Source organism: Proteus penneri, assembly GCF_003144535.1.
Taxonomy (GTDB): domain Bacteria; phylum Pseudomonadota; class Gammaproteobacteria; order Enterobacterales; family Enterobacteriaceae; genus Proteus; species Proteus penneri.
On record NZ_PHFJ01000010.1, the window covers coordinates 21,693 to 36,258 of the forward strand.

Consider the following 14,566-nt stretch of genomic DNA (forward strand, 5'->3'; position numbering starts at 1 on the left):
AAAAAGGGATAAGCAATGAGCTTATCCCTTTTCTATTTCGGTCATAATGCTATTTACTGATTATTCATCAGCTTTAGGCTCACTTTTTTCGTCAACAGTTTGTACTAAATTGTTATCTTCAGTGATCCCGACGCTTTCAATGGTTAAGCGAATTTCTGGTGACATTAATTTTGCAATCACTTGGTAAAGGGCAGATGCATCTGCTTTTAGGATATCTTCATTATCATTGAGATACCCTTCTTCACGTAGTGTTGAAACTAAGGTAGAGAATACCGCTTTATCAAAGAATTCAGGTGCGTTGATACCATGCAAAACTGAAAGACGTTGTGCCAAGATACGGCTCTCTTTTTCCAATAATGCACGGCTAATTTCAGGTGCAAAATTGAGTAAAGAGAGTGTAATGCCATAGCGTTGCAGTGTTTCTCTGACGCTGGCGGCTAAAAGCTGTAATGGACGAATACGCGCTGGGTTGATACGCAGTAAGCCATCACTATCACAACAAATCAGGCGCTGACGGCACAATTCTGCAATCAAAGTATTAATGACTTCAGGGAGTTCTTCTTTCTCATAACGAATAAATAGTTCCGCTTTAATAAGAGGGAAGATGAGCTCAACTTGTTTCATCAAATCATCACGATGAATTTTTTCATGATGTAAGACGATGCTTGCAATTAATGACGGAGTGATCATTAAGTGGATTGTGTTATTGCGGTAATAAGTCATTAATACCGCGCTTTCACGAGGGAGTACCACAATATCACCCAAGCTGTCTTTTTCGACTTGGAATTTATCTGACTGTAGAGCGTGTTCTAATAAGGCTTTAGCGTTTTTATCAGACACAATCATATCCGTCGAATAGGGCACATTGCGTAATAATTGTAGATAACAATCTATTTGCTCTAACAGTTGTTCTCTCGTGAGTGCGCGTTGACGTGATGCCAATAAAGCTGTTGAAACAAGATTGATTGCATTAATAGATGCTGCATTATTGATATGAACCATAATGTTATCAGCGAGTGTGCTTACTGTTGGGTTTAACCAACTTGGGCGCTGTGGCTCAATGGGGTCAATATCATCACGCCATTGTGGTACAGCTTGATTTAAGTATTGTACAACAGAAATTGGCTCACCAAAGTTCACATAGCCTTGACCAAGGTTACGTAATTTACGTAATCCCCTGACCATCTGCATAAAGCCTTCTTTCTCTTTTGTTGCGCCACGTAATTCTTTGGCATAGGTTGCCACTTCCATAACGTGTTCATAACCAATGTAAATTGGAACAACAGAGATAGGACGTGTTTCACCACGCAACATGGCTTGTACCGTCATTGAAAGTGTTCCTGTTTTAGGATCTAACAATCGACCTGTACGAGAGCGGCCACCTTCAACGAAATATTCAATGGAGTAGCCACGTGTAAATAGCTCGCCTAAATATTCACGAAAAATGGTGGAGTAAAGCTTGTTACCTTTAAAGGTTCTTCGAATAAAGAAAGCCCCTAAACGGCGGAAAATAGGGCCGGCTGGCCAGAAATTGAGGTTAATACCTGCTGCTATATGTGGGGGGACTAAACCTTGGTGGTAAAGTACATAAGAAAGCAGTAAGTAGTCCATGTGGCTACGGTGACAAGGAACATACACGATTTCATGCCCATCTTGCGCGAGTTTACGTACTCGTTCGGCATTATAAACGTTGATACCTTGGTAGAGCTTATTCCATGTCCAACTTAATACGCGATCACTAATACGCACTGCTTCATATGAGAAATTAGCTGCAATTTCTTCCATGATATCTGTGGCATTTTTACGCGCTTTGTCAAGTGAGATTTTCTTCGCTTTTGATTCATCTTCAATCGCTTTTTCAATTGCTTTTGATGAAAGCAATTTATTGAAGAGATCTTGGCGTGCTGGCAATTTAGGGCCAACAGCGGCTAAACGCTGGCGTGAAAAGTGAATACGTGCAACACGTGCAAGTTTTCTCGCTATACTCGTGTCCGTGCCGTGTTCGTTCGCCATTTCACGCATTGATACAGTGGGTGAAAAACGAACAAAACTATCACGACCTAACCAGAGGATAGCGATAAATTTTTGGATACCGTTAAGCACGCGTAAATGTGGAACACCATTATGGCCTTCACGACCAGGAGAGCGTCCAAACATCACAGAAACTGGCAACATCTCGATATCAAGATGTGGGTTATTACGATGTGCATCAAGATAAGCGTGGAATGTCTTCACGGAATCTTTACGAGGATCGGGGGAGTAGTAACGGAATACTCTTGGGCCGTCATCAATAAAGACATAAGCAGGAAGCTTCGTACCGCCTATCTCAATGGGTTGCAGTGGATCAGGCAATCCTAAAGATAAACATTGCTGTCTTAATGTCAGTAAGTCCGCCTTTGAATGATAAGGCAGAACATAAAGGAAAGATCGCGACGTATCTAACCCTAATTCAGTGATAGGATCAGTCGGAACTCGTTTGCTTTTTACCAGTAATTTTAGTGGTAAATTCAATGTGTTATAATATAGTTTACGCCAAGCTGACATAAATAGTTGTAGCCTCTTATTAGCAATACTTCGAAAGCATAACAGAAAGTCTTTCGTAGATCTGTGGTGCTGTGACAATATTAATAGAGAAAAGTGGCAAAATAATCGTTTGTTTTCGATAGAGTTTATTATGGCTAATCAAAATAAAGGTCTTACCCGAATCATCAAAGCAGGTGGCTATTCATACAAAGGCATTCGTGCCGCTTGGATTAATGAAGCCGCTTTTAGACAAGAAGCAATTGTGACCTTGGTTGCAATTATCCTTTCATTTTTCATCGATGTCAGTGGTCTAGAGCGCATTTTACTCATTGGTTCCGTTGTATTGGTTGTGATCTTGGAACTGGTAAATAGCGCAATAGAAGCGGTTGTCGATCGAATTGGATCTGAATACCATGAATTATCCGGACGTGCAAAAGATATGGGTTCTGCCGCCGTTCTGATTGCTATTATATTGGGATTATTTACTTGGGTAACCATTCTTTGGGGGCATTTCTTCGCATAAAGTTAAAAATTTCGCTTTTTGTCGAAAAATAATCCAGAGATGCGTGTTTTATATTCATTTTAGGTTTCAAATCGTCATATACCTGTATATACTCACAGTTTGACTGTATAAACAAACAGGGGGCGGAATGAAAGCATTAACTGCAAGGCAGCAGCAGGTTTACGATTTGGTTCGTGATCACATTTCGCAAACGGGTATGCCACCAACACGGGCTGAAATAGCTTCCCAGCTTGGGTTTCGCTCACCAAATGCGGCAGAAGAGCACTTAAAAGCTCTTGCTCGTAAAGGCGTGATAGAAATTGTCTCTGGTGCATCCAGAGGTATCCGTTTGCTAATGGAAGAAGAGCCAGAAGGATTGCCATTAATTGGGCGAGTCGCGGCGGGTGAACCACTTTTAGCGCAAGAGCATATTGAAAGCCATTATCAAGTTGACCCAATGCTATTTAAACCAAGTGCAGATTTTTTATTGCGTGTTAATGGCATGTCAATGAAAGATATCGGTATTATGGATGGTGATTTACTTGCTGTGCATAAAACGCAAGATGTTCACAATGGGCAAGTGATTGTGGCGCGTATTGAAGATGAAGTGACAGTAAAGCGCTTCAAGAAAAGCGGTAATAAAATTGAGCTTCATGCAGAAAACCCAGAGTTTTCACCAATTATCGTCGATTTACGCGAACAAAGCTTTACTGTGGAAGGTTTAGCCGTTGGGGTTATTCGTAACGGCGAATGGCTGTAATTTGTACCGAAGTAAGTCAACACAACTTATTTTAAAAAGATGCAGATGATGTGTAAAAACATAAAATCATCTGCATTTTTTATTTTTCTAATTTGTATAAAAAAACACCATTACACTACAAATGTAATTACAATCTGATAAGTTTTAATTACGGAGGTGTTTATGACAACAATACAAGTTAGAGTAGGCGATGAGCTAAAAAAAGAAGCTTATCAAGTGGTTGAAAAATGAATCTATCTCCTTCAAATGCTATAAGATTAAATTACGAGCATCTGGTTTTCGATTGGTTTACCAAATTATTGATTCAGAAGCCGTTATTTTAGTTATTGCTATTGGTAAGCGTGAAGAAAGTAAAGCTTATTCATTAGCTGAAATGAGAATTCAAAAGTAGAACACGTATTAGCCAGCATTTAGCTGGCTTTTTGTATTTTATAAGTTTAACGAGGCTTATAGTCGCCGGTTTTTTTCTGCTTAAGATTATCATCCATACTATGATCATGATGACAACCTTCAGGATGGGTACACTCTTGTGCTTCATGGCATTGTGAACACAATCCATGAATTTCGATGACGCTATGTCGTAAATGAAATCCACTCTCTTTTGCTAGTAATGAAATCGCATCTTCGATTTTATGACTATTCTTTTCAGTGACAGATAAGCAACGGTCACAAATTAGCATTACTGACGTATGTTCAACATCATCAAAATGATGACAAAGCACATAACTGTTGGTGGATTCTATTTTATGAATAAATCCTTGCTCAAGTAAAAACTCTAATCCGCGATAGACTGTTGGCGGTTTTGCTTGAGGCTCAACTTGGCGTAATAAATCCAACAAATCATATGCGCTGATAGCAGAAGGTTGCTGGATTATCAGACGTAATACTGCCAGACGTTGTGAAGTCAGGCGAACACCTCGTTTCTGGCAGATCTTTTCTGCCTGAGCGAGCAATTTCTCTTCATTCATGGGGATAAGATGCTCTCAGACGTTGTTAATAACATAGATCCTATCATATTTTTCAAGAGTAAACCTTTGTGTAAAGTGGGGTTTTGTGAAAATAACTGTAGGATTACATCCTTTTTAACAGGATCTGATGTTCGATAAAAAAACATGTTTTCTTTCAACAATATAAAGTAGGTACTTTTAAAGAGAGATAAATATGTAATAATTTATCGTGTAAAGTAAGTTGATTCACATGGGCGAAAGGGTTTTTCATGTTTGATATGTACTGGCCATTAGTAACAAAAAACCCAGCCTAAGCTGGGTTAATTTTTTAGATGATTTTAGATAATTTTTTCTGAACCTTAAAACGGAATGTCGTCATCAAAATCCATTGGTGGTTCATTGCTTGGTGCTGGAGCTGCAGCGGGTTGTTGTGGGCGAGATTGAGCACCACCGCTAAATTGTTGTGATGCTTGTGGCTGTTGTGGTTGACCCCAACCGCCTTGGCCACCTTGAGATGGCGCGCTATCTTGGCCGCCACGGCCACCTAACATCTGCATTGTGCCGCCGATATTAACAACAACTTCAGTGCTATATCTGTCTTGGCCGCTTTGGTCTTGCCATTTACGTGTTTGTAATTGGCCTTCGATATACACTTGTGAACCTTTACGCAGATATTCGCCTGCAATTTCCGCTAATTTGCCGAAAATTACCACACGGTGCCACTCGGTTTTTTCTTTCATTTCACCGGTTTGTTTATCGCGCCAGCTTTCTGATGTTGCCAATGTTAGGTTGGCAACTGCACCGCCACTTGGCATATAACGGATTTCTGGATCCTGCCCTAAATTACCGATAAGAATAACTTTGTTTACGCCTCTGCTCGCCATGTGAGGTACTCCTGCGAAAGTAAATTTTTTGAAATCATAAGCGAATAAGTTTATCACGTACGCTAAAATTTGAATATGACGTGTGATGAATTTCTCAATTGTGAACATTGTCGAAATTTTTTTGTCTCAAAATGACAGGTTTACATCATCATTCAATTTCACTATATATACTGTATATCCATTCAGTTAACTTTGTGTCATAATTATCCGATTATTTCTTTTTCGGCGACTCTCTCAATCCGGGATATATTCATGGATAAAATCGAAGTACGGGGCGCTCGCACCCATAATCTAAAAAATATCAATTTGGTCATTCCTCGCGATAAACTTATTGTTATTACGGGACTTTCAGGCTCAGGTAAATCCTCTTTAGCCTTTGATACGCTTTATGCAGAAGGGCAACGACGTTATGTTGAATCACTTTCTGCTTATGCTCGTCAGTTTCTTTCGTTAATGGAAAAGCCTGATGTTGATCACATTGAAGGTTTATCTCCCGCTATTTCGATTGAACAAAAATCTACATCACATAACCCACGTTCAACGGTGGGAACCATCACCGAAATACACGATTACCTACGTCTCTTATTTGCGCGTGTTGGTGAACCTCGTTGCCCTGATCATGATATTCCATTAGCCGCTCAAACAGTGAGCCAAATGGTTGATAATGTACTTGAGCAACCAGAGGGTAAGCGCTTAATGCTGTTAGCACCTGTGGTGAAAGAACGTAAAGGTGAGCATATTAAGCTACTCAATAATCTTGCTGCTCAAGGTTATATTCGTGCGCGTATTGATGGCGAAGTGTGCGATCTTTCTGATCCACCAACATTAGAATTACAGAAAAAACATACCATTGAAGTGGTAATTGACCGTTTTAAAGTACGTGACGATCTGGCTCAACGCTTAGCGGAATCTTTTGAAACTGCGTTAGAACTTTCAGGTGGTACTGCCGTTATCTCTGATATGGATGATAACAATGCAGAAGACATTATTTTTTCTGCAAACTTTGCTTGTCCTGTTTGTGGCTACAGCATGAGCGAGTTAGAACCTCGTTTATTCTCTTTTAATAACCCCGCAGGGGCTTGTCCAACTTGTGATGGTTTAGGTGTTCAGCAATTTTTTGATCCTGAATTAGTGATCCAAAATAGAGACATCTCCCTTGCTGGTGGTGCCATCAAAGGGTGGGATCGCCGTAACTTCTACTATTTCCAAATGTTACGCTCATTGGGTGAGCACTATCATTTTGATGTTGAAGCACCATTTAATTCGTTACCAGATAATATTCAAAAAGTCATTTTAACGGGATCAGGCAAAGAGAATATTGAATTTAAATACACAAACGATCGTGGTGATGTTGTTGTTCGTCATCATCCTTTTGAAGGTGTATTAAATAATATGGAACGCCGTTACCGCGAGACAGAATCTAGTGCGGTACGTGAAGAGCTTTCTAAATATATTAGTAATCGTTCTTGTGCTTCTTGTGGTGGTACACGTTTACGCCGAGAAGCGCGCCATGTGTATGTTGAAAACACCACATTGCCTGAAATAGCAGATTACAGTATTGGTCATGCCATGACCTTTTTCCAAAATCTAAAATTGAGCGGTCAGCGAGCGAAGATTGCAGAAAAAGTCTTAAAAGAGATCAGTGACCGATTAAAATTCTTGGTCAATGTGGGATTAAATTACCTCACACTTTCTCGTTCTGCAGAAACTTTATCAGGTGGTGAAGCTCAACGTATTCGCTTAGCCAGTCAGATTGGTGCGGGATTAGTTGGTGTGATGTATGTATTGGATGAACCTTCGATAGGGTTACATCAACGAGATAACGATCGTCTACTTGAAACGCTGATCCACTTGCGTAATTTGGGTAACACTGTGATCGTCGTAGAACATGACGAAGATGCCATCCGTGCCGCTGATCATGTTATTGATATTGGTCCTGGTGCAGGTGTTCATGGTGGTGAAATTGTCGCTCAAGGGACACTTGAAGATATTATTAATAACCCGAATTCATTAACGGGGAAATTCTTAAGTGGTGAACGTCGCATCGCAATTCCAGAACAACGAGTGCCTGTTGATCGCGAAAAAATGCTGACCATTCTTGGCGCAAAAGGTAATAACCTAAAAAATGTAAATCTAAAATTACCAGTAGGTTTATTTACCTGTATTACAGGTGTTTCAGGATCAGGTAAATCAACGTTGATCAACGATACGTTATTTCCTATCGCACAACGCCAATTAAATGGGGCAACAAATAGTGTACCTGCACCTTATTTAGATGTTGAAGGGCTAGAATATTTCGATAAAGTGATTGATATTAACCAAAGCCCAATTGGTCGTACTCCTCGTTCAAACCCCGCAACTTATACCGGTGTCTTTACACCTATTCGTGAGCTATTTGCGGGTGTACCTGAATCTCGTACTCGTGGTTATACACCGGGACGGTTCAGTTTCAACGTAAAAGGTGGGCGTTGTGAAGCTTGCCAAGGTGATGGCGTTTTAAAAGTTGAAATGCATTTTTTACCTGATGTGTATGTACCTTGTGATCAATGTAAAGGCCAGCGTTATAACCGTGAAACTCTTGAAGTTAAATACAAAGGAAAAAATATCCACGAAGCGTTAGATATGACCATTGAAGAGGCGAGAGAGTTCTTTGATGCTGTGCCAGCATTGGCTCGTAAGCTACAAACATTGATTGATGTTGGCCTTTCTTATATTCGCTTGGGACAATCAGCAACGACGTTATCGGGCGGTGAAGCGCAGCGGGTTAAGTTAGCAAAAGAGTTGTCAAAACGTGGTACGGGACAGACTCTCTATATTCTCGATGAACCCACAACAGGACTTCACTTTGCTGATATTGAGCTGTTACTTGACGTGCTTCATAAGTTACGCGACCAAGGTAATACCATTGTTGTGATTGAACACAATCTTGATGTGATCAAAACAGCCGACTGGATTGTGGATCTTGGCCCTGAAGGCGGAAGCGGTGGTGGCCAAATTTTAGTGTCAGGTACACCAGAACACGTTGCAGAGTTTGAAGGCTCACATACTGCAAGATTCTTAAAACCAATCTTAGAACGCGGTTATTAAGATCACGCCACTTATTTCCTTATGATCTAAGCGCTACAGACAATAACTTCTTTCTTGTTTGTAGCGCGATTTCTTCAAGAAAAGTAAATCCATGAAGTACGATAGAATTTAATTCTATCGAAAAAAGTATTCTCTTTTGGTTATACACTTCCTTATCTATTTTTATCTTATCAATCGTCTATTTTTATAAAAAACAGATTAAATGGTTAATTATGCTATTTTGTAACAGTATTTTAACCAAATACGAGATAACAAAGCTAAATAGAAAGGATTATCATAGTATATCGTGATAGACAGCACAGTTTATTTGGTGATTTGTTTCAATTGTTATACTTGACTATTATTGTATAACAATATGTATTTTTCGTTATTTATCAAATATTTACTTGCTTTTAAAGGTCGCGGTAGAAGGTAGGTTATTATTTACTGTGCTCTTTGAACAGATAATCCTACTTTTCTCCTTACGATAGAATTTTTTTCCAAATCATTTCGGGCTATCACGATTTATAACAACTTTTTTCTCCGTAATATTTCCTATCATTTACCCATAATAAATAATACCTGCAAAGAGTAAGGTTATTTTGACATCGCAATGTTAGATAGACTTTTTACCCCCAAAATTCGTTTTGCTATTAACAATTACAATATAAAAGTGAGTACTAATATGGAAACGGCTTCCTCAAAAACAGAGACAACAAGCTATCCCGCAACTAGTGCTGGCGCGCGTCGCGCAGGTATGACTGAACAAGAATGGCGTGCAGCTATTAAATTCGACGGCAATGATGTGGGCTGGGTTATCATGAGCATCGGTATGGCGATCGGTGCAGGTATTGTGTTTTTACCTGTACAGGTAGGCCTGATGGGATTATGGGTTTTCCTACTATCCTCACTGATTGGTTATCCAGCGATGTACCTTTTCCAACGTCTATTTATTAATACGTTGGCTGAATCTCCAGAGTGTAAAGACTACCCAAGCGTTATCACAGGTTATCTTGGTAAAAACTGGGGTATTTTATTAGGCGCACTTTACTTTGTTATGTTGGTCATTTGGATGTTTGTTTACTCAACAGCCATCACCAATGACAGTGCTTCTTACTTACAAACATTTGGTGTGACTGAAAGTTTACTGTCAGAAAACCCATTCTATGGATTGATCCTGATTTGTGCTTTAGTGGCCATCTCTTCTCGTGGTGAGCAATTACTGTTTAAATTATCAAGCTTTATGGTGCTGACTAAACTGCTGGTTGTTGCTGCGTTAGGGCTCTCCATGATTGGTATGTGGCACCTTTATAACGTAGGAGCATTACCACCTGCTGGACGTTTAATCAAAGAAGCAATCATTACATTACCTTTTACACTGACTTCAATTCTGTTTATCCAAACATTAAGTCCAATGGTTATCTCTTACCGTGGTCGTAATAAAAACCGTGAAGTTGCTCGTCACAAAGCGTTACGTGCAATGAACATCGCGTTTGGTGTGTTGTTCTGTACAGTTTTCTTCTATGCAATCTCATTCACATTAGCAATGGGTCATGATGAAGCCGTTAAAGCGTATGAACAAAATATCTCTGCATTAGCGATTGCTGCGAAATTCTTCCCTGGCGGTTGGGTTACAGTAGTAAGCGTTATGCTGAATATCTTCGCTGTAATGACGGCATTCTTTGGTGTCTACTTAGGTTTCCGTGAGGCGACACAAGGGATCGTCATGAACATTCTGCAACGTTATATCCCATTAGAAAAAATCAACCAAAAATGGGTACAAAATGGCATCATGATTTTCGCTGTGCTACTGGCATGGGGTGCAATCATCCTTAATGCACCAGTACTAAGCTTCACTTCAATTTGTAGCCCAATCTTCGGTATGGTGGGTTGTCTTATCCCTGCATACTTAGTGTACAAAGTACCTATGTTACACAAATACAAAGGTGCGTCACTCTATCTGATTATCTTTACCGGTTTACTGCTCGTTATCTCTCCGTTCTTGGCATTTTCATAGTCGCCAGCTTCGGTTCTAGTTAGGAGTTGTTTTTAAAAACTAAATTAATCCAAGGTGTTAGATTATGAGCCAGAACAAAAATTCTCATTTATGGTCACAGTTTGTTCGTCAGTTACGTGAAGGTGTTAAGCCTGCAGTCGGTTGCACTGAGCCAATATCATTAGCATTGGCAGCAGCGAAAGCAACTGCACTTTTAGGAGAGCCAGTTGTTCGTATCGAAGCTTGGGTTTCGCCAAACTTGATGAAAAACGGAATGGGCGTAACAGTGCCGGGAACGGGAATGGCTGGGCTACCTATTGCGGCAGCATTAGGTGCGACAGGAGGAGATCCTGATGCTGGATTGGAGGTCTTATTAAAAGCATCCGCTGATGCGGTTGCTCAAGCTAAAACACTGGTTGCTCAAGGTAAAGTCACCGTGGGTGTAAAAGCACCTTGTGAGGATGTTCTTTATTCTGAAGCGAAAGTGTATAGCCAATCTGGTTATGCCATCGTCAGTATTGCAAGAGAGCATACACACGTTGTTCGTTGTGAATGTAACGGTAGCGTTGTTTTTGAAGAAGATAAATCAGCACTTACCAATAATGGTGCATGTACTGATGAAAAACCTTTTACTGATGTTTGTGCTGAAGATATCTATAACTTCGCACTTAATGTACCCGTGAGCGAAATTGAGTTTATGCTTAATGCTGCTCGTTTAAACGGTGCTTTATCAGAAGAGGGGCTACAAAACACCTATGGATTAGCCATTGGCCGCACCTTAATTCTGCAACAAGAGAAAGGTTTGTTAGGTAAAGACTTACTTAGTGAAATCATGATCAGAGCATCAGCAGCTTCTGATGCTCGCATGGGGGGAGCGGTATTACCTGCAATGAGTAACTCAGGCTCTGGTAATCAGGGTATTGCCGCAACATTGCCCGTAATGGTTGTTGCTGAATTTATTAAAGCAGATGATGAAACTTTATTGCGTGCGTTAGTTTTATCACACTTAATGGCAATTTATGTCCATAGCCATTTTCCACCGCTTTCTGCTCTTTGTGCTGCAACTACAGCTTCAATGGGGGCAGCAGCAGGAATGGCATGGTTACTGACAAAAGATTTCACCACTGTCAGTATGTCTATCAACAGTATGATTGGTGATATCAGTGGCATTATCTGTGATGGCGCATCCAATAGCTGTGCAATGAAAGTATCAAGTAGTGCAGCGAGTGCCTATAAAGCAGTATTGATGGCGATGCAAAATCAAAGTGTTGCGGGTACTGATGGTATTGTCAGCGACAATGTTGATAGCTCAATAGCGAATCTCTGTGCATTAGCGAGTCATGCAATGCAACATACCGATATTCAAATCATTGAGATTATGGAAGAAAAAGCGCGTCGTAATGCTGGGGAAAAGAAGCAAGTTGTCAATATATAAAAGGTGAAAACCTAAAGCGACAGTAATGTTGTGATGCAGTAAAAAGAAATACCTGCTTATGAAAAATAGGCAGGTATTTTTTTATCATGAAATCGTGTTAATTGGTTTAAATACTCACAGCCGCAAAGGCTTGAGCAATACGCTGAACATTACCGGTATTAACACCTGCCATACAAACACGGCCAGTACCAACAAGATAAATACCAAATTCGTCACGTAATCTATCAACTTGTGCTTGTGTAAAGCCGGTATAGCTGAACATACCGCGTTGAGTTAATAGATGATCAAAATTCTTTTCAGGCAGTGCAACTTTTAAAGCTTTGACTAACGTAACACGCATCTCTTTAATGCGATCACGCATATGCGCGACTTCTTTTTGCCATTGTGCAGTTAAAACTTGGTCTGATAGCACTTTATTGACAATTTGTGCACCATAGTTTGCAGGGCTTGAATAGATACGACGTACACCCGCTTTCAACTGACCTAACACATGTTCGCATTCAGTGGCATTATCACAAACAACGGATAAGCCGCCAGCACGTTCACCGTAGATCCCAAATATTTTTGAAAAAGAGTTACTGATAAGTATCGGTAATCCTGCTTTTGCCATAGTACGGATCGCGTAAGCGTCATCATCTAAGTTTTCAGCAAATCCTTGATAAGCAATATCTAAAAATGGAATTGCTTGGCGAGCTTTTAATACTTCAGTGACTTGATCCCATTGATCTTTAGTCAGATCAGAACCTGTTGGGTTATGGCAACAAGGATGCATCAATACAATGCTTTTTTCAGGCAGTTTTTTAAAGCAATCTAAAAGTGCTTCAAATTTTACGCCTTTGGTTTTAGGATCAAAGTAAGGGTAGTCATTCACTTTGAAACCTGAGCCTGCAAAAATAGAACGATGATTATCCCAAGTTGGATCACTTATCCACACTTCTGATCCTGGGAAATAGCGATGCAGAAAATCAGCACCCACTTTTAATGCACCTGATCCACCTAATGTTTGGATTGTGGCTATTTTCTTTTCTGCAATTAGAGGATTATCTGCACCGAAAAGGAGATCTTGAATTTCGCTACGATAAGGTGCTAGCCCTTCCATTGGTAAATAAAGTGTTGCTGTGGGGGTCATGGCATTGAGCTGTTGACGTGCAACTGACACTGTTCCTAAAATAGGGGTCTTGCCTTCTTCATCATAATAAAGACCAATGCTTAAATTAATTTTATCCTGACGCGGGTCTTTGTTATAAACATCCATCAATGAGAGAATCGGATCTCCCGGAAACGCTTCAACCTGTTGAAACACGGCTTCTTCTCCAATCACTTTTAGTGTGTCATAGGGATACAATATCGTGTGTATTATTGTTCGTCTAGGTATTCCATGATGACGCGCGAGGTTAATTTTGTAATCAACTCATAGGCGCTAATACCACTATATTTGGCAATTTCTTCTACAGGCAGCACATCTCCCCATAAAATAGCTTCATCACCGACACTATCAATCAGTTCAGTCCCTAAATCGACGCTGATCATATCCATCGAAACACGACCCACAATAGGCACTTTTCGACCATTAATCCACACCGGAGTACCTGACGGCGCACTGCGAGGATAGCCATCACCATAACCAATGGCGATCACACCAAGATAAGTGTCTTTTTCACTGACCCAGGTGCCGCCATAACCAACAGGTTCACCCGCTTTATGTTTACGAACGGCGATCAGACTTGTTTTCAGTGTCATTGCCGGGGTTAAACCAAAGTCTTTGCCCGTTCTTTCATCACCAGTAGGTGAGATGCCATAAGTGATAATGCCGGGGCGAACCCATTGATAATGAACTTGAGGCCAAAATAAAATACCAGCAGAAGCTGAGATAGACTTATCACCGGCTTTATCTTGAATAAAATCTTGAAATAGTGAGATTTGTTTTTGTGTTGCTTCAGGAACATCAGGTTCATCAGCGCGACTAAAATGGCTCACAATATTGACAGGTTGTTGTACATTTTTGCAGGCAGAAAGTCGTAAATAAAAAGCTTGTGCATCTTCAGGGCGTATACCTAAACGGTGCATACCAGTATCGATTTTCATCCATACTTTTACGGGTTCATCTAAATTGGCTTGTTCTAAGGCTTCTAATTGCTCTTGGCTGTGAACAACGGTTTCAATATGGTTGACGACCAAAATAGGTAAATCAGCAATATCAAAAAAACCTTCTAACAGAAGAATGGGTTTTACAATGCCCCCACTTCGTAAGGTTAATGCTTCACCAATACGTGCAACACCAAAACAATCAGCATTATCCATTAAGGTATACGCTGTTTCTAATAACCCATGACCATAAGCGTTTGCTTTCACGACAGCTATCAGGTGGCTATGTGGGGCATAGTCTCTCACATGCTGAAAATTGTGACGCAGAGCGCGGCGATCTATCACTGCGGTTGCCGCTTTCATATTAT

General features: G+C 40.3%; 11 protein-coding genes. 6 read left to right on the top strand and 5 right to left on the bottom strand.

The features are described from left to right. Positions 1–60 precede the first annotated feature (60 nt). Positions 61–2,544: a glycerol-3-phosphate 1-O-acyltransferase PlsB gene (gene plsB, locus CUB63_RS12195; protein ID WP_109400130.1), complete on the bottom strand. Its 2,484-nt coding sequence runs from the start codon at positions 2,542–2,544 to the stop codon at positions 61–63. A 130-nt stretch (positions 2,545–2,674) separates the two neighbouring features. Between plsB and CUB63_RS12200 the strand changes: the two genes are divergently transcribed. From CUB63_RS12200 to CUB63_RS12210, 3 genes are all read left to right on the top strand, one after another. Next, positions 2,675–3,046, top strand: a complete 372-nt coding sequence (locus tag CUB63_RS12200) for a diacylglycerol kinase (protein ID WP_006536373.1) — start codon at positions 2,675–2,677, stop codon at positions 3,044–3,046. Between the two features lie 127 nt (positions 3,047–3,173). Further along, on the top strand, positions 3,174–3,785 hold the full coding sequence (lexA, locus tag CUB63_RS12205; RefSeq protein ID WP_023583074.1) for a transcriptional repressor LexA: 612 nt from the start codon (positions 3,174–3,176) through the stop codon (positions 3,783–3,785). Positions 3,786–3,996: 211 nt separating this feature from the next. Then, positions 3,997–4,176 carry a type II toxin-antitoxin system RelE family toxin gene (locus CUB63_RS12210; RefSeq protein ID WP_109848134.1) on the top strand — a complete coding sequence of 60 codons (180 nt, stop codon included), beginning with the start codon at positions 3,997–3,999 and terminating at the stop codon, positions 4,174–4,176. A gap of 46 nt (positions 4,177–4,222) precedes the next feature. On the opposite strand, the gene zur is transcribed toward CUB63_RS12210, so the two are convergent. Both zur and ssb1 read right to left on the bottom strand, forming a co-directional pair. Beyond that, positions 4,223–4,753 carry a zinc uptake transcriptional repressor Zur gene (gene zur, locus CUB63_RS12215; RefSeq protein ID WP_006536370.1) on the bottom strand — a complete coding sequence of 177 codons (531 nt, stop codon included), beginning with the start codon at positions 4,751–4,753 and terminating at the stop codon, positions 4,223–4,225. A gap of 338 nt (positions 4,754–5,091) precedes the next feature. Further along, positions 5,092–5,616, bottom strand: a complete 525-nt coding sequence (ssb1, locus tag CUB63_RS12220; protein ID WP_072065188.1) for a single-stranded DNA-binding protein SSB1 — start codon at positions 5,614–5,616, stop codon at positions 5,092–5,094. A 252-nt stretch (positions 5,617–5,868) separates the two neighbouring features. On the opposite strand from ssb1, the gene uvrA reads away from it, so the two are divergent. The 3 genes from uvrA to CUB63_RS12235 all read left to right on the top strand — a co-directional run bounded on the left by uvrA (position 5,869) and on the right by CUB63_RS12235 (position 12,113). Further along, on the top strand, positions 5,869–8,703 hold the full coding sequence (gene uvrA / locus CUB63_RS12225) for an excinuclease ABC subunit UvrA (RefSeq protein WP_109848135.1): 2,835 nt from the start codon (positions 5,869–5,871) through the stop codon (positions 8,701–8,703). 664 nt (positions 8,704–9,367) lie between these two features. After that, positions 9,368–10,699 (top strand): SLC5/6 family protein, encoded by a 1,332-nt coding sequence (locus CUB63_RS12230; RefSeq protein ID WP_006536365.1) that lies wholly within the window; start codon positions 9,368–9,370, stop codon positions 10,697–10,699. Positions 10,700–10,763: 64 nt separating this feature from the next. Next, positions 10,764–12,113: an L-cysteine desulfidase family protein gene (locus tag CUB63_RS12235; protein ID WP_109848136.1), complete on the top strand. Its 1,350-nt coding sequence runs from the start codon at positions 10,764–10,766 to the stop codon at positions 12,111–12,113. 106 nt (positions 12,114–12,219) lie between these two features. Here CUB63_RS12235 and CUB63_RS12240 read toward each other — a convergent pair whose 3' ends face one another. Beyond that, positions 12,220–13,416, bottom strand: a complete 1,197-nt coding sequence (locus CUB63_RS12240; RefSeq protein ID WP_109848137.1) for an amino acid aminotransferase — start codon at positions 13,414–13,416, stop codon at positions 12,220–12,222. Positions 13,417–13,469: 53 nt separating this feature from the next. Next, complete coding sequence (alr, locus tag CUB63_RS12245; protein WP_006536361.1) at positions 13,470–14,561, bottom strand: alanine racemase; 1,092 nt, start codon at positions 14,559–14,561, stop codon at positions 13,470–13,472. Positions 14,562–14,566: the final 5 nt, after the last annotated feature.